Origin of the sequence: Chengkuizengella marina (assembly GCF_009910845.1) — a bacterium.
GTDB lineage: Bacteria > Bacillota > Bacilli > Paenibacillales > KCTC-33759 > Chengkuizengella > Chengkuizengella marina.
The window spans coordinates 1-15,757 of the sequence record NZ_SIJB01000013.1; the positions used below are offsets into that span (position 1 = coordinate 1).

Consider the following 15,757-nt stretch of genomic DNA (forward strand, 5'->3'; position numbering starts at 1 on the left):
TTATTGTTAAAAATGGGGGTGGATAGAATGGAATTAAATATCATTCAATATTTTTTAACTCAGGGACCCTTTGCGGTCCTTTTTGTATGGTTACTTATTTATGTGATGAAAAATGGAAAGGAACGAGAGGATAAATTAATTAAGTCTCACAAAGAAAGAGAAGGTCAATTAATCACTACACTAGAGAAATTCAGTGAAAAATATGATGTGATTATTGATGAATTACGACAAGTGAAAAATAGGTTGTCAGGGAAGGAGGGAGCATAGATGATTAAACAAGATTTCATCCCAAAGCTAAATAGAAATAGACCTGGGTATCCAATGGAACCACAAGGCTTACTAATCCACTCTACAAACAACTGGAAAAAGAGTGCTGATGCAGAAATGCATGCTAAGTATTTAAAAAGTGGTCAAAATCATGTAGCAGGTTGGCATGTCACCGTTGATGCTGAACAAGCCATTCAACATATCCCATTTAACGAAAATGCATGGCATGCAGGGGATGGTTCGCAAGGACATTATAACCGTAATTGGATTGGGATGGAGACATGCACGAATTTAGTCACACGAAATCAAAAACTAGATGATCCAACCTATCAGAATGCAGTCAAAACTGCTGCTGAAATTGTGAAAATGTTTCATTTTACTAGAGATCAGGTCCAACCTCATAACGTGGTGAAAGGGAAGAATTGCCCTTGGGACAAGCATTTTGACAGAGACCAGTTTAGAGAAGATGTATTTAAGCTAGTTGAAGGAACACCAATCCTAAGTGAACCAACAGCAACAATCAGACAAGCTCAAGAGTGGGCGAAAGGTAGAGGGGCAACACGGACATTCATAGATATTGCTCAGCTCTATTGGTCTATCGATCCTAAAAGTGGTGTAAACCCTGCTATTGCTTACGCACAGTCAGCTAAAGAAACAGGTTTCGGACGGTTCGGTGGTGTAATAGATGAAACCTATAAAAATCCATGTGGAATGAAAACTACTAGTGGTGGGGGGAACTACGATCCAGAGGCACATCAAAGGTTTAAAAGTTGGGAAGAAGGGATTACAGCTCACTGTGACCACTTAGCGTTATACGCAGGAGCAGAAGGATATCCAAAATCAGATCCACCAGATCCACGTCATTTTAGTTGGATTTTTGGAAAAGCAAAAACAGTAGAACAACTAAGCGGTAGGTGGGCACCAAGTGAAACTTATGGTCAGAGTATTTTAGAAGATTATTTAAAGCCATTAGAGCAAATGGAGGTTGATATTATGAGTAGATTTAGTGATCTATCAGATGATCGATGGAGTGCCTCAGCCATAGAAAAAGTAGCAGAACAAGGTTTAATGGTTGGTTATAATGACGGTACATTTAAACCAACAGAACCAGTCACACGTGAAGAATTAGCAGTTATATTAACTAGATTGAAAGGTGGAAATTAAAATGGATTTTCAAGTATATGATATTGCAATTGTACCTATCATTGTTGCATTGGTTCAGTTAGCAAAACAATTAGGGTTAGGAGCTAAATTATTACCAGTATTATCTCTAGCATTAGGGGTAGCAACTGGTATTTTTTATGTCGCTCCTAGTGATCCAAAGCAAGCTATTCTAGTTGGTATAGTAATGGGGTTAGCAGCTAGTGGGTTATGGAGTGGCTCAAAGAATATAGTGCAGAAGTAAGTTTGTCCCCACTGGCTTAGGTAGTTGGTGGGGGTTATCGGGGAATAATTCTTGTTATTGCACATGAAGAGAAAATGTCAGTCTCATTAAAAAACCTCCCTACGACAATTCCTTCGCCAACATTTATAATTTCATCTACAAAAGGGAAAGGAAAAGGGGAAATAAACTCAATCTCAACCATTTCACCAATCATTGAATTTGCTAAGTTTGTAATAGGTTCTTCGCAACAATCACATTCTCCTTTACTTTTCTTAATTGGTTTTAATTTAATGCCATCGGGAACCAATTTCTGGCTGAATTGAGTAGCAGTGATATGACAAATGGGTATATTTCCATTAGAAGTAAATGCTATGAGATCTTTTACTTGGTTAATAATTACAAGATTATTAGCTGTCGGAGTTATAATATTTACATCACCAACACCTACCAATTGTTCTAAAACACATTGCATCGGACACACGCAACAATCACATATGGATTTATCAAAGGCTCCCATAATAATATCTCCTTATAAATATATTTAATTAGATATTGTATGGATTCAAAAGAAGTTTTGACTGGATGTTTGTGTTACTTTATTAAATTGTGCTGTTATCAGGGGGGAGAATACAGTACAGAAGTGATTAAAATCCCCTACTGGCTTTAGGTAGTTGGTGGGGATTTTTTAAGTTGTTGAAAAAAATCTCGGTTAGGTTGATCGTTAATTTGCTGCTGGTTATTTGGTATGATTCTAGTGGTAAAACAAGAAGAAATAACAAATGTTCCAAAGGAAACAATACCCTCACCAACATTAATAATAGTACCACTACCTGTTTCTGTTTCTGGTAAGAATTCAATGTCTACTTCTTGTACAATCAAAGATTTTGCTAAATTTGTAATAGGGTCTTCACAGCACGAACATCTTCCTGTGCTTTTTTGTATCGGTTTTAATTTGATGTCAATGTTAACATCAGAGAAATCAACACCAGAAATATTACATATTGGAAAATTACCATCTGAGGTAAAAGCAATAAAATCTTTAACGTCTATAAGCATTACATCATTTATTATATCAGTCGTTGTTGCTATAGTTATTATATTACTTTTCAACTGTTCCAAAACACACTGCATCGGGCAGACACAGCAATCACATATGGATTTATCAAACGCTCCCATATTAAACAACTCCTTATATATTTATTTGATTAGATATTGTATGGGTTCAAAAGGAGTTTTGACTGGACGTTTGTATTGTATAAAGGAAAATCAGCTAATGTCAGTGTCAAATATGAAGTCGGAATTATGGGATAGAACAAGAAACTTTTGAAATGGCATTGGATGTGACTACATTTCTATTGTTTGGTGTGACAGTTTATAAGAGTGATAAGAATAATTTGATATAATGTAACTCCCTTACTAGTTACTTAAGTTGATGGAGAGATAGTGTCTATAAAACATTTGGAAATTACAAAAAGAGGAAAACATGAACCCAAAAAACTAACATCCTTTAATAAAATAATTCCTTCACCTACATTATCTATAGTTCCAGAAATAGAATCAGAAATTACAACTTGCTTCTTTTTCATTGAATTTAACAAATTGGTTGTTGAATCTTCAATGCACGCACATTCGCCAATGTCATTTTTAGTTGGTTTTACTTTAATTGGAGGATTGGGTTCAAAATTTAATATAACGAAACTGATCGTATGAAATGCGACGATTCCTTTATTAGTGAATACTTTGAAACCTTCAACACGTTCTATCGTAGCATCATTAAATTGTCCTGCTCCAGTAGTTCCAAGTAAAAAGAATGATACTGTCTTGTCAATCAATTGCTCTAAAACACACTGCATCGGACAGACACAGCAATCACAAATAGTTCTATCAAGTGCTCCCATGAGATCACGTCCTTTTTAGTTTTTTATATAGTATGATTTTATTTGTGTTTTGACTGGACGTGTGTACTGTATATATTAAATTGTGTTGTTATTACTCGTATTAGGGGTAGCAACTGGTATTTTTTATGTGGCTCCAGGTGATCTAAAACAAGCTATACTCGTTGGGATTGTCATGGGGTTAGCTGCAAGTGGGCTATGGAGTGGCTCAAAGAATATAGTGCAGAAGTAAGTTTGTCCCCACTGGCTTAGTAGCTGGTGGGGATGTTTTATTGAGGAGTTACTTTTATGATTGAACATGTAGAGACATATGCATCATTTTCAACATTTACAATTCCTTGACCTACTTCAAAAACAGTACCAAATACAGTGATGTTCGGTTGGATTCGAATATCTACTACTTTCCCAATAAGAGTACTTAACAACATAGTTATCGGATCTTCACAACAAGAACATTCTCCTTTACTTATTCTAATTGGCTTTAATTTCACTTGTATAGGAGGTAATATTGATACAGATGTAATTTGGGAAATAGGAATTATTCCTTCTGATGAAAACAAGACAAACTCTTTTACTTCATTAATTATTACATTAGTTAGAAATTCAATAGTAGTTGTACTTATATCAACGGTTTCTCCTTTCAACTGTTCTAAAATACACTGCATCGGACAAACGCAGCAGTTACACTTTGATTCATCAAAAACACCCATGAGATCACGTCCTTTTCACTTTTTATTAGTGTATTCAAGTAAGTATTGATTTGACTGGACATGTGTACTGTATAAAGGGATATCCGCTAATAATAGTCTCAGGATGTATTTGAGTGAATATAATGAAAGTAAGCAGACTCGTCAAATACACTCATGATAAAAAGCTTCTTCCTTATAAAAAGGAGAAGCTTTGTCATTTTTCACTGGCTTTATTTAAGTTGGTGTGGATTATGAAGAGAAAAAGCAGTGGAACGTTTCTTTGAAGGTTTCCTCTCTAAAATTATTTATACAATATCATCTCCAATTAATTCTATTTTACAGCTAGAAAAAGCACCTGTAAAAGGATCACCACCTTCTTCAAAAGAAAATATAACAATACCTTCTCCAACTTTAGTAATTTTACCTGTGACCGCAGCAGCTCCAGCAATTATATCAACCGTCTCATTTACCAAATTATTTGCTAATCTTGTTGTTGGTTCTTCAGTACAAGAACATTCTCCAATATCTTTTCTAATTGGTTTTATCTTAAAGTCAAACTGTCCTTCAATAAAAACCGCAAAAATTTGGTTCATTGGATATCTGTTGATGCTATCAGGTGCCATTTCAAGAAAAGCAATAAAATCTTTGACTTCCAATAAAGTGCCTGTTAGGGCAGTTTTATCAGTAACTATAAAAACGCTTTCCTCCCCTATCAACTGTTCTAAAATACACTTCATTGGACACACACAACAATCACAAATACTTCTATCATAAGCCCCCATACAATCACGTCCTTCATTTTTTATTAATGTATTCATAGTTGTGTGGCTTTGACTGGACGTGTAACTATTTTCAAAAATTGTGCTATTGCACATCTCCCTGTATCTCATATATAATAAGAACAAATGTTCTATAAGGGGTGAGTGAAATGAAAGAAAATAAACTAACACCTGGTTCAAATATGATGTGGGAAGCAAGCCGTATAATGCTACCTGAACATAAAGAACTCATGAACTATTATCAAAAAGAAAGAAATAGAAAAACGAAACCAGAACTTGCAGAGGAAGAAGTCAATATTATATCTCAACAATTATCAGATTCAATGTTAAGTAAATCAAAAATTACAGTTGAATTGTTCAGAGCTTTTGGTCAGAATGCGTTTAAAACTGGGACAGTAATCAAATTTGATACTCAGTTAAGACAAATAAAATTAGAGCATGAGGATGAATATGAGTGGATTAAGTTTCATGAGATTGTGGGGGTGTCCTGATGTTAACAGACCTTGAAAGAAAGGTATTACGTATTCTTTATAACTTCCCTCATTCAATAAAAAAAAGAATGCCAACCATTCGAGAGCTTGAAATCAAAACAGGTAAAGACGAGAAAACAGTCCGTTCGGTATTAAACGGACTTGTTAAAGGTGGATATATAGAATGTAAAGATGGAAACACTCAAAATATAAAGATTATAATGACTAGGGATTATGATTCGCCCTTTAAATAGACTGAATAACTCTATATAAAAAGCTTTTTTATGGGGAGGATTTTTTTATTTCCATCGAAAAACTGATACTCATCTATTTTTTCTTTTTTTTCTATCTTTTATCTCTTTATATGCTACAGCAGTCGAGCCAATTATAAAGGCAATACTACCTACAAATCTTAGTATATATAAATTTAATAAACTACCAAATGGCCCATTATATTCAGCAATATTATTAGAGAGAAAAAATTCATAAATAAAATCAATAGTTAAAAAGAAAAAGTATAAATAAGAAAGTAATAGAAATACAATAACTCTTTTCCTCATAACAACCACTCCTGAAAACAGAACAGTACAGAATTTCTGTACTGTTAACTTTTATATTTGCATTTTAAAAACCTCTGACATAATCATAATCTACATTTTCCCACTTACTAGTAGAAGATAAAGCAGTATATCTTGCAGATTCTAACATCTCAGCAGTTCTTTTACTAAAAGTTAATCTCTGATTTGTTGCATAACTTGTACTCGTAATTCCAGCAAGAACGCCAATCATACCTACAAGTTGAGCACATGCTGTAACCCAACCGATTGGACCCGTTGTCCACCCCGCAATAAATACTGCTAATCCTACTAATGTCCATAAAAATTCTTTACCTTCTTGTTCATGAATTGATTCTTCTGTATCCATACCATCAAAGAAATATTCATCATAATCATCAATATATCCTTTAAAATTATTTAAGGTATTTGCATTTAATGAGCTTCCAGCAGTTGACCCAGTTATTCTATAATATTTATTTGGCTCAATATCAGCAAAAACTTGAGCTGTGAATTCTGAGCTTGAAAGATCATGATTATAATAATTATCAAATCCCCCACACATTTCGACAACACCACTTCGAACAGGGCAATTACCTTCATGGCTTGCTATTTGAACTAGATTTTTTTCCAATTTCATAATACTAGATAAATCTACATCCATTTTAATTTGAGAAATTTCCTTTTTAAGTTCTTCAATAGATTCTTTTGTAAATCCTATTGACTCTACATAATCAGATTTCTCAATAGATAGTTCTTTTGAAGATTTAATAATATAATCGGACAATTCCTGTTCTTCCTCTAAACTAAGAATAAAACTATCATTTTTTTTATCTTTGTGATGTGATTTAATCTTTATTGTTTTTGGTGAATTGTATTCTTTTTCTTTTACTTTTTCCTTTGCTTTACCCGTTTTATAGTCGTTTCTATATTCGGAATATTTTACGATTGATTTAGTAAAATTATCATCAAGATCATAGTAATCTTCAATTGTATACAATTTAGTTAATATTTTCTTACTCGAATCTTCAATAACAGTTATTGAATTAACATGTTTATAACCATCTTTTTTAAAAACTCCCTCAAGATATGTAGTAGTATCTACACTGAAAGATTCTACGGTGGTTATAGTATTTAGATTCTTATTATCTAAGGCATATGATGGATTTATAGATGTAACTCCTATAAGAGTTAAGCAAAGCATAATAGAGATATATTTGATTAATCTTCCCTTCATAAAAACATCCTTTCTACTATAATAATTAAATATAATGAACCTAAGATATATATTGAAAGTCGGCGCCAAACTGACAATCTTAGTGTGATTGAATCAATGTTTTTATGGTTATCTTCTTATGCTTATTTGGAAGTATTTTTAAATATTATTCTTTTTTAAATTTAGATATAAATAATACCATATAAAAGCATGTGTTGTAAAGTATATACAAAATTGTATATATAAACAAAAAACCACCGACATAAAGTCAGTGGTTCGGTCTCACCCCTAATGAGACCATTTGCCCATAAAAAATCAGTTTTGGAAATGCATATTTAAAGGGGTTTGGAATGGTACCTCTATTATATCAAACACCTAATATTTTACAATTACCAAAATTTCTTTTTTGTAGCCTTTGGATCAACTTCATTAATAACTTCCATTATTTTATCTTTTGTTTTTCTATTCGGGTGACGATCTTCATCTTCTCGACATAAATCAGATATCGTTGATTTATTGATGCCTGTTTTTTCTCCTAGTTCTTTTTGTGAAATTTTATTTTCATCCATCCAACTTCCTAATTTAGACCTATTACGTCCTAATCCCTTTCCCCAAATAACCATGATATCACTACCTTTCTAGTAATATCATGGACAGCCCTATTAAAAATTAAACGTACAAAGTTACGCATTTTATGCGTAATAATGGACAATCCATGTCACATAGACTTTTACAAATAAGTGAAGGAGGGGTTTGATAATGAAAAATGAGCTTAGAATTACGATTGATTTTAAATTATATATCCATATCATAAATGAAGGATTATTGAGGCTAATAAAAATGATTAAGGGATTTTTGTAGGTTATTAAGTAAAGTTTTAAGAACAAAACCCGATATGTGACATAATTTTCCAAAAATTGCTTTATCAAAGCAAAATATATTAAATAATAAGCGTGTTTTACAATATGTTTCCCAATACAATAGACTGTTTTCTGATGATAAGATATCTATACAGACTTTAATTGTAAAAATATAGAACGGTAAAGGATGAATAAAATGATTACCTACACAACGCATTCAACATTAGGGGAACTCATTCGACATCATCGGAAACAAGCAGAAATGACATTAGCCAAATTAAGTGAATTAACTAATTTCCATAAACCAAATTTATCTCGTATTGAATCGGGAAGGACTAAACGTCCGACCTTGGCAACTATTCAAAAAATCGGATCTGTATTAGAGATACCTTATGAAGAGTGGGCAGAGAGATATATAGAGATTGAAGAAAGATCTGAGGTTTTATTAACTATTTTAAATGACTTTATTCATTCCGAAGACATTCAATTTCTAAAAAAATTATCAAAGAAGATCCTTCAATCTCCTAATGAGGATAGCGTAGATTTAGTAGAGAAACTTTATTCTAAAATTGAAAATATAAAGGAGACTTCTATTAAACTAGATTTATATCAAATGATTAGTAATTATTCACTAACTCATGGAATCATGCCTTATTTCACAAAAAGTTTGTTACAAACTTATCTAATTGAGCGGGATGATTTTTCCAGACTTCGCTCGACTTATAGTTCTGGAAAAAGTATAATAGAATTTGAAGAGTTCCTTAACAGCGATGAGAAGGGTATAATGTACTATAAATTATCGGTCCATGCTTACAACTTATGTTTATTCAAGGAGAGTATAGAGTTGGGTAAAAAAGCATTGGATGAAAAGATTCGTGATAGAATGCGGGCGAATACGATTCTTGCTGTATGTAATAGTTACTACCGCTTAAGTGATTTTAAACAGACAAAACAGTATTATTTTCAGTATAAGAAATTTTCACTTGCGGAAGTGAAAGATAACTGCAATTTAATCAAATCCAACCTATACTCATTGAGTGAGGATTATCAGTTAGCTATTTCAGTTTTACAGGGAAACCTAACACAATATGGAGATGATTCATTGCTACATGCAGTAAACCAATTAATTGCTTTATATTTTCAAACGAATAATCTACCAAAAATTCAACATCTTATTGAGCTAGAAGAGAAACTTTTATCCATTCCATGTGTCACTCCGTTTAAAAAAGCTGAGTTAGCCCTCTACTTTAGACTAAAAGGAGAATATTTTACCCTAACAGGCAGAGTAGAAGAAGGGATAGAGTGTTACTTGGAGGCGGCAAAACAATACGGCAAGATTGATCTTATTGCTAATGAAAGTGAATGTTTACAACAAATTACATATACTAATAATAAAAGTGATGCATTCTATATTTGTGAGAAACTAGGGACTTATTATAATGACAAAGTTAGGAAAGGGGTTTTGGTATGAAAAGAACATTGAAATTTAAGTTAGTCATTGCATTGCTTGCATTAGTTAACATGCCAGAAATTGCACCAGAAATTCTTCCATTATTTGATCCAGATCCAGACTGGTAGAAAATTAAAAGCCAGTACAAAAAACCATCTACTAAGGAGAGTAGAATGGTTTTTTTGTGTATAGAAAATTTGTTAGCAAGTTTTTTGAAAAAATAAATTTTGAACTAACCTATGATATTATATTAATAACTTCAAGAAAAATCCAAAATTTTATGAATTTTGTAAATTTAGGAGGGGATGAAATCAATACCATTATGTTTGTTTAATAAATACCTTAGTAGGGTAAGGTTTAGTTTCCACAGAGGATGGTGATACATAGAACATCCCTGATAATTGTTCGCAGCAATTACCAGGGACATAGAACAAAAAATTTTTCATTCTAATTATAAACAACTTTGTTTGATAAGTCACTTTTAAAAATTTTGATCAAATTTTACATGAAAATTAAATTCACGAACATTTGTTCGTAACAATACTAAATTTGGTGTATAATGAAATTAACATAACTTTTCGAGGGGGGAGAATTTTATTTGAATAATAAACCTAGTATTGAATTAGAAAAAATAATCTTGAAATGTAATGATCCAGAATATATTATAAGTCAACTTCGAGAAATAATTAACCAATCAGAAAAAGCGAAACAGGAATTTTTAAAAGATGATTCTTTTTAACAATAAATCACCAAATAAAATAATTATTTGACAACCAATTTGACAACGCAGTCTCATCTGAAGGGGTAAGAATATAGAAATTGAGAGAAAAATATACCGCAGTAGAATGAGGTTGAGTAAGTAGAGAGAAGGCACCAAAAACTTAATACTGTGAGGTAAAATAAAGGAATTTGAAAGAAGGATAAAGCTAAGAAAAACTATATAAATAAGTAGAGAGATGGGGGTGGAATACCCCCTCTCAGCTCTGGCAGCGTAGAGGTCAGGGGTTCGATCCCCCTTGGCTCCACCATAAATTTATTTTGGAAACCTTTAATAATAAAGTTTTTTTTATTGTATAACTCATCAGATTCTCTATAAATCCACCCATTTTTTCAAAAATGAACAAACGTCTAATGCATTACAATAGTCATTTAATAAGATAAAGTATCTAACACTTTTTGGATTATATTGAGTGGAAGGTGTATAGGATGTCGATCTTTGATGATACAAAATGTGACTGCTGTGTTTGTTCCATGCAATGTGTTTTAGAACAGTTAGTTGGGGAGGAAGTCATCATTTTAATTCCAACATCTAATCCAGTTAATCTCGTGATAAATGATGTTAATGACTTTATAGTATTTACTTCACAAGGAAACTATCCTATTTGTAATATTGTTGCGGTTTTTATACCAATGCCTAGAGGAAATTTAAAGCTAAAACCTATTAAAAAAAATGTAGGCGTATGTAGTTGTTGTAAAGCGCCAATGACAAATGTATTAAAATTACTTAAAGGAAGAGATGTATTCGTGGAAACATTAGGGTTCGTCCCTAATGTGTTGGGCACAGTTACTGATATTGGAGAGGGGATTACAGTAGTAACTGGTAGTGGTACTAGTAATTTCCAGTAAATAAAACTATAATAAAAACTTAAAATTTCTTGTATACGAATGGTTAAAAAATACATGCATAGAAAAGATAAATCAGTCCATACTATCCTTGACGGTGAAAGAGAGGTGTGGTTCCGTTGGACAACCAATTCCACGAATCAGCCAAAGTGATTCTGTCTGATTCGATGTAAGAAGCCATGCTTGTGGAGTGAGCTTAAAAAACTTAAACCCAAGTAGTTAAGTTATTGTGTAACAATAATGAGACAAAAGTTTCTTCGCGTTAAATGTAGAATCTAACTAACACCGTCAAAAGGTCCCTTCATTGGGACCTTTTTATGTCACCTTAATAAATTGGTTATTCTTTTGTTTAGATAAATTTTTCAGATTAATATTGGAGGTGATGAGGTGGATGATTTAAGTCAATTTATAAACGAAATTAATGAGACAAATAAAAAAAATGAAAAAAATAAAAAACACTATGGTAAAGGGCAGCCGAATAGAAAGTTACAAAACAAACAGCATGCAACTAATAAATGAATTATTTAAATAACCCCTAATAGTTATCATGTTAACTACTTGGGGTTTATGTTTAATTCTAAGGTATTATACCGTTCTCAGATTTATCTTTATTCTTCAATTTATGAAGCATATCAATCATCGTATCAATCTCTTCATTAGTTAATTCATCCAAACGATCTAGTTCTTTTTTTAAATAGTCTACTTTTGGATTTTCTTTTTTGTTCCCATCCATAAAATAAGTTGCTACAGATCCTGTAACCATACCTATTAAACCTATTCCAAATACCATAAGAACAACAGCTATCATTCTTCCCCATGGTGTTTCAGGATAGAAGTCACCATAACCTACTGTTGTAGCTGTAACAATACTGTACCAAATTGCATCATCATAACTTTCTACGGAAGGCTCTACGAAATAAATTGGAATAGAGGCAATAAAAATTAAAGCGAATACTGATGCAATGACTTTGTTCAACCCATTAATTTCTAAAATTTCTCTAATAGATGGTCTTAATAATCTAGACAAAATAGCAATGGCTCTTACAACGCGAAATAAACGAACAATTCTTGCAAGTTGGAAAATGGCGTCAAATGGAATAATAGCAATGATATCAAAGGGATTTTTTTTAATATATTTCCATTTTTTTTCAGAAGTATAAAAACGAATCGATACATCAATAAAAAATATACCCCATACAATCCAATCTACAAGTAATAAAGTTTTATTTTCTGATACAAAAGCTAAAGATACAGAAGTAACGGCTAATATGAATAAAGAGATCTCATAGATTACAGATAGCTTTTTCATAAAAATTAAATCACTCACTTTCGAAAAATAATTTAGATGATGGTTCATTTTATTTTTTAATTTAATATATGTTAAAATAATAGTTATTTGAATGAAAAGGTGATTCTATGAAATTTAAAAAATTTATGCTTTCAGATGGATTGTACGTTAGCTGGGCTATTTCTCTCATCGCAACATTGGGAAGCTTATATTTTTCTGAAATTAGAGAGTACATTCCATGCACATATTGTTGGTATCAGCGTATCTTAATGTATCCTTTAGTCATATTAATAGGAATAGCAGCGATAAGAAAAGATCATAAAATTGTGATTTACACCTTGCCTATGACACTATTAGGCATTTTCATATCGGGTTATCATTATATCATTCAAAAAACATCATTATTTCAAGATACAGGTGATAGTTGTGGTATTATTCCTTGTAACGCAAGTTATATTAACTGGCTTAACTTTATAACGATTCCCTTTCTTTCTTTTACAGCATTTACTTTAATATCTATCATTTTATTGTATATTTGGAAAAACACATCGAATGAGAAAGCGTAAATTGAATAAATAATCTAGGTACGCTTTCTTACATATAAACATATCTTAATCATTGTATAACAACATTTTATTATTGTGAAGGAAGCGGTTCATGTGCAGCAAGCGATTGCAATTTTTGATTCAGGTGTTGGTGGTCTTACCGTTGTTAAAGAAATTAAACGTCAACTCCCTAAAGAAAAGATCATATATTTTGGAGATACCTCCAGAGCACCTTACGGTCCAAGATCAGCTGAAGAGGTACGATCATATGCACTTCAAATAGTCAGTTATTTAATTAAATTTAATCCAAAGATGATAGTCATAGCTTGTAATACTGCCACAGCAGTTGCCTTGGAAGACATTAAAACGATATTACCCATACCTGTAGTTGGTGTGATTCATCCAGGAGTTAGAACTTCCATTAAAAATACAAAAATAGGTTCAATTGGAGTGATTGGAACAGACGGGACAATTAGAAGTAGAGCTTACCAAGAAGCCATCCATATGATTTCACCAGAAATCAATGTGGTAAGCCAAGCTTGTCCAGCGTTTGTCCCACTCGTTGAAAAAGGATTGTTTATGCATCAGGAATCATTGGATATCGTAAGACGATCGCTTGAACCTATCATAAATGAATTCATGGATTGTTTAATCCTGGGTTGTACTCACTATCCTTTTTTAACCGATCTTATATCTGAAGTTATGGGTCCTGAAGTAAAATTGATTAATTCTGCAGAAGAAACAGCTAGAGAAGTGAGTGCCGTATTATTTGATAGGGGTCAATTAAATTCAACAATCCATTCATCACCTGAACATGAGTTTTATTGTAGTGGGGACAAGGATCTTTTTCAAAAAATTGCACAGAAGTGGTTAGATGAATATGTAGAAGTGAAACATACTTCATTAGTTAGATAGATTTTATGGGAATTTTGTTGAAATTATAGATATAACAATATTGGAAACTGTCCAAGTTGATCGACTGATCGACTTAAGGATGGTTTTTTTAATTTAGTAGTTTTTCTATAATTCATTAGAGTCTATGATTTTTTCATGTGACAAGTTATTCATACATAATCATTTTAGAGGAGATATTTTTGAGGGAGGTTCAGGTATGAGAACGTATGTCGTTCAATCAGGAGATACCTTATCTAGAATAGCCAGAAGGTTTGGAGTTACAGTTAGTGCTGTTGTTAATGCAAATCCACAGTTAACAAATATGGATTATATTATTCCTGGTCAAGTATTGCAAATACCAAATGCATTAGCTCAATATTATGTGATTCAGGCTGGAGACACATTTTATGGAATTTCTCAGAAGTTTAATATTCAAATAAACGATCTTATTTCAGCCAACCCTAATGTTGACCCACAAGGTTTATACATTGGTCAAACGATAGTTTTACCGAATAGTTCCGGTAATAGTATTGTCGATACAACATCAGAGTATGGGTACAAAGAGATGGTCGAAGATATCAATGCATTAAAAAACAAATATCCTTTTTTAGAAGTGGTTAGTCTTGGAAAAAGTGTAATGGGGAAAGATATTTGGGCGATAAAAATTGGTGAAGGACCAAAAAAAATACATTATAATGGATCCTTTCATGCAAATGAATGGATTACAACTGTATTGTTAATGAAATTTATCGAGGACTATGCTAAAGCTTACAGCACCGATGGAAATTTAAGAGGATCAGATATGAAGGAGTTGTTTAACAATACTTCATTATGGGTTGTACCGATGGTAAATCCTGATGGTGTCGAGCTTGTGCAAGAAGGTATAACAGAGCAACATCCGTATTATAAGCAGCTATTAGAATGGAATAACGGATCTTTCAATTTTAGTGGTTGGAAGTCTAATATTCGTGGTGTTGATTTAAATGATCAGTTCCCAGCGAATTGGGAAGAAGAAAAGAATAGACGAGCAGCAACAGGTCCCAGTCCAAGAGATTGGGTTGGTCCATATCCTTTAAGTGAACCTGAAGCAAAAACCATAGCTGATTTTACAAAAAACACCAATTTTAACATGGTCATAGCTTTCCATACACAAGGTGAGGAGATCTATTGGAATTATCGTGACCTAGAACCACCTGTTTCAGAACAAATTGCAAATCAGTTTCAATCAGTGAGCGGATATAAGCCGATTAAACTAACAGGTAGTGATGCGGGCTATAAGGATTGGTTCATCCAAGATTTTAGAAGACCCGGTTTTACCATTGAAGCAGGAAGAGGGATTAATCCTCTCCCCATGACCGATTTCCCTAGAATTTATAATGAAGTGATAGGCATCATGATTGAAGGCTTAAAAGTTTAAGTCCATTTCGCTGCCCATAACTTCATTTGTTTGATAATGGGATGTAAATCCTGACCTTTTGGAGTGAGGGAATATTCTACAGTTACTGGTACAGTTGGAATGGCATGACGTTCTAAAACACCTTGCTCTTCTAAATGTCTTAATGTATTTGTTAAAGACTTTGGACTTATTCCTTGAATGCTTTTTTGTAATTCACCAAATCTTTTTTTTCCGCAAAATAGTTCTCTTAATACTAAAAAAGACCATTTCCCTCCTACTGCATCGATCGTTTTTTCAATTGAACATTCAATATGGACAGGATCATTCGGAATGTAATTTTTTTTAGTTTTTTTAGTTTTTTCTTTTGAAATCAATGTGGACATCTCCCTAGATCAATTCAATATACTTACTATAAATAAGATAGTTAATTAAAAATAAGTAATAATA

22 protein-coding genes are annotated in these 15,757 nt (G+C 32.5%); 12 read left to right on the forward strand and 10 right to left on the reverse strand.

The features are described 5' to 3' along the window. Positions 1 to 27: 27 nt before the first annotated feature. The 3 genes from ERL59_RS05165 to ERL59_RS05175 are packed head-to-tail and all read left to right on the forward strand — an operon-like array spanning position 28 to position 1,672. Positions 28 to 267 carry a BhlA/UviB family holin-like peptide gene (locus ERL59_RS05165; protein ID WP_160645122.1) on the forward strand — a complete coding sequence of 80 codons (240 nt, stop codon included), beginning with the start codon at positions 28 to 30 and terminating at the stop codon, positions 265 to 267. Beyond that, positions 268 to 1,431 (forward strand): N-acetylmuramoyl-L-alanine amidase, encoded by a 1,164-nt coding sequence (locus tag ERL59_RS05170; protein ID WP_160645123.1) that lies wholly within the window; start codon positions 268 to 270, stop codon positions 1,429 to 1,431. Between the two features lies 1 nt (position 1,432). After that, positions 1,433 to 1,672 carry a hypothetical protein gene (locus ERL59_RS05175; RefSeq protein ID WP_201763481.1) on the forward strand — a complete coding sequence of 80 codons (240 nt, stop codon included), beginning with the start codon at positions 1,433 to 1,435 and terminating at the stop codon, positions 1,670 to 1,672. A gap of 34 nt (positions 1,673 to 1,706) precedes the next feature. On the opposite strand, the gene ERL59_RS05180 is transcribed toward ERL59_RS05175, so the two are convergent. The 5 genes from ERL59_RS05180 to ERL59_RS05200 form a co-directional block, all read right to left on the reverse strand. Further along, positions 1,707 to 2,168, reverse strand: coding sequence for a hypothetical protein (locus tag ERL59_RS05180; RefSeq protein ID WP_160645125.1), 462 nt, complete (start codon positions 2,166 to 2,168; stop codon positions 1,707 to 1,709). A 146-nt stretch (positions 2,169 to 2,314) separates the two neighbouring features. After that, a complete protein-coding gene (locus ERL59_RS05185; RefSeq protein ID WP_160645126.1) occupies positions 2,315 to 2,827 on the reverse strand; it encodes a hypothetical protein in 513 nt (170 codons plus the stop codon). Between the two features lie 248 nt (positions 2,828 to 3,075). After that, on the reverse strand, positions 3,076 to 3,549 hold the full coding sequence (locus tag ERL59_RS05190; RefSeq protein ID WP_160645127.1) for a hypothetical protein: 474 nt from the start codon (positions 3,547 to 3,549) through the stop codon (positions 3,076 to 3,078). Positions 3,550 to 3,815: 266 nt separating this feature from the next. Next, positions 3,816 to 4,256, reverse strand: coding sequence for a hypothetical protein (locus ERL59_RS05195; protein ID WP_160645128.1), 441 nt, complete (start codon positions 4,254 to 4,256; stop codon positions 3,816 to 3,818). A 284-nt stretch (positions 4,257 to 4,540) separates the two neighbouring features. Further along, positions 4,541 to 5,017: a hypothetical protein gene (locus ERL59_RS05200; protein ID WP_160645129.1), complete on the reverse strand. Its 477-nt coding sequence runs from the start codon at positions 5,015 to 5,017 to the stop codon at positions 4,541 to 4,543. A 146-nt stretch (positions 5,018 to 5,163) separates the two neighbouring features. On the opposite strand from ERL59_RS05200, the gene ERL59_RS05205 reads away from it, so the two are divergent. Both ERL59_RS05205 and ERL59_RS05210 read left to right on the forward strand, forming a co-directional pair. Further along, positions 5,164 to 5,505 carry a YolD-like family protein gene (locus ERL59_RS05205; RefSeq protein ID WP_160645130.1) on the forward strand — a complete coding sequence of 114 codons (342 nt, stop codon included), beginning with the start codon at positions 5,164 to 5,166 and terminating at the stop codon, positions 5,503 to 5,505. Continuing rightward, complete coding sequence (locus ERL59_RS05210) at positions 5,505 to 5,738, forward strand: helix-turn-helix domain-containing protein (protein WP_160645131.1); 234 nt, start codon at positions 5,505 to 5,507, stop codon at positions 5,736 to 5,738. The genes ERL59_RS05205 and ERL59_RS05210 overlap by 1 nt, the downstream gene beginning before the upstream one ends. Before the next feature lie 69 nt (positions 5,739 to 5,807). On the opposite strand, the gene ERL59_RS05215 is transcribed toward ERL59_RS05210, so the two are convergent. The 3 genes from ERL59_RS05215 to ERL59_RS05225 all read right to left on the reverse strand — a co-directional run bounded on the left by ERL59_RS05215 (position 5,808) and on the right by ERL59_RS05225 (position 7,877). Next, positions 5,808 to 6,044, reverse strand: a complete 237-nt coding sequence (locus ERL59_RS05215) for a hypothetical protein (protein ID WP_160645132.1) — start codon at positions 6,042 to 6,044, stop codon at positions 5,808 to 5,810. Between the two features lie 64 nt (positions 6,045 to 6,108). Then, entirely contained in the window at positions 6,109 to 7,275 is a 1,167-nt protein-coding gene (locus ERL59_RS05220) for a hypothetical protein (protein WP_160645133.1), read from the reverse strand. 368 nt (positions 7,276 to 7,643) lie between these two features. After that, positions 7,644 to 7,877, reverse strand: a complete 234-nt coding sequence (locus tag ERL59_RS05225; protein ID WP_160645134.1) for a helix-turn-helix domain-containing protein — start codon at positions 7,875 to 7,877, stop codon at positions 7,644 to 7,646. 424 nt (positions 7,878 to 8,301) lie between these two features. Here ERL59_RS05225 and ERL59_RS05230 point away from each other — a divergent pair, with 424 nt between their 5' ends. The 4 genes from ERL59_RS05230 (at position 8,302) to ERL59_RS05245 (ending at position 11,706) form a co-directional block, all read left to right on the forward strand. Further along, positions 8,302 to 9,585, forward strand: a complete 1,284-nt coding sequence (locus ERL59_RS05230; protein WP_160645135.1) for a helix-turn-helix domain-containing protein — start codon at positions 8,302 to 8,304, stop codon at positions 9,583 to 9,585. Positions 9,586 to 10,162: 577 nt separating this feature from the next. Next, positions 10,163 to 10,303, forward strand: a complete 141-nt coding sequence (locus ERL59_RS05235) for a hypothetical protein (RefSeq protein ID WP_160645136.1) — start codon at positions 10,163 to 10,165, stop codon at positions 10,301 to 10,303. Between the two features lie 467 nt (positions 10,304 to 10,770). Beyond that, complete coding sequence (locus tag ERL59_RS05240; RefSeq protein ID WP_160645137.1) at positions 10,771 to 11,190, forward strand: hypothetical protein; 420 nt, start codon at positions 10,771 to 10,773, stop codon at positions 11,188 to 11,190. Between the two features lie 384 nt (positions 11,191 to 11,574). Next, positions 11,575 to 11,706: a DUF4023 family protein gene (locus ERL59_RS05245; protein ID WP_160645138.1), complete on the forward strand. Its 132-nt coding sequence runs from the start codon at positions 11,575 to 11,577 to the stop codon at positions 11,704 to 11,706. A gap of 58 nt (positions 11,707 to 11,764) precedes the next feature. On the opposite strand, the gene ERL59_RS05250 is transcribed toward ERL59_RS05245, so the two are convergent. Further along, positions 11,765 to 12,496 carry a potassium channel family protein gene (locus ERL59_RS05250; RefSeq protein WP_160645139.1) on the reverse strand — a complete coding sequence of 244 codons (732 nt, stop codon included), beginning with the start codon at positions 12,494 to 12,496 and terminating at the stop codon, positions 11,765 to 11,767. A gap of 107 nt (positions 12,497 to 12,603) precedes the next feature. Here ERL59_RS05250 and ERL59_RS05255 point away from each other — a divergent pair, with 107 nt between their 5' ends. The 3 genes from ERL59_RS05255 (at position 12,604) to ERL59_RS05265 (ending at position 15,331) form a co-directional block, all read left to right on the forward strand. After that, positions 12,604 to 13,041, forward strand: a complete 438-nt coding sequence (locus tag ERL59_RS05255) for a disulfide oxidoreductase (protein WP_160645140.1) — start codon at positions 12,604 to 12,606, stop codon at positions 13,039 to 13,041. A gap of 93 nt (positions 13,042 to 13,134) precedes the next feature. After that, positions 13,135 to 13,935 (forward strand): glutamate racemase, encoded by an 801-nt coding sequence (gene racE / locus ERL59_RS05260; RefSeq protein WP_160645141.1) that lies wholly within the window; start codon positions 13,135 to 13,137, stop codon positions 13,933 to 13,935. A gap of 196 nt (positions 13,936 to 14,131) precedes the next feature. Beyond that, on the forward strand, positions 14,132 to 15,331 hold the full coding sequence (locus ERL59_RS05265; protein ID WP_160645142.1) for a M14 family zinc carboxypeptidase: 1,200 nt from the start codon (positions 14,132 to 14,134) through the stop codon (positions 15,329 to 15,331). On the opposite strand, the gene ERL59_RS05270 is transcribed toward ERL59_RS05265, so the two are convergent. Continuing rightward, on the reverse strand, positions 15,328 to 15,684 hold the full coding sequence (locus ERL59_RS05270) for a winged helix-turn-helix transcriptional regulator (RefSeq protein WP_235929799.1): 357 nt from the start codon (positions 15,682 to 15,684) through the stop codon (positions 15,328 to 15,330). The genes ERL59_RS05265 and ERL59_RS05270 overlap by 4 nt on opposite strands. Positions 15,685 to 15,757 lie beyond the last annotated feature (73 nt).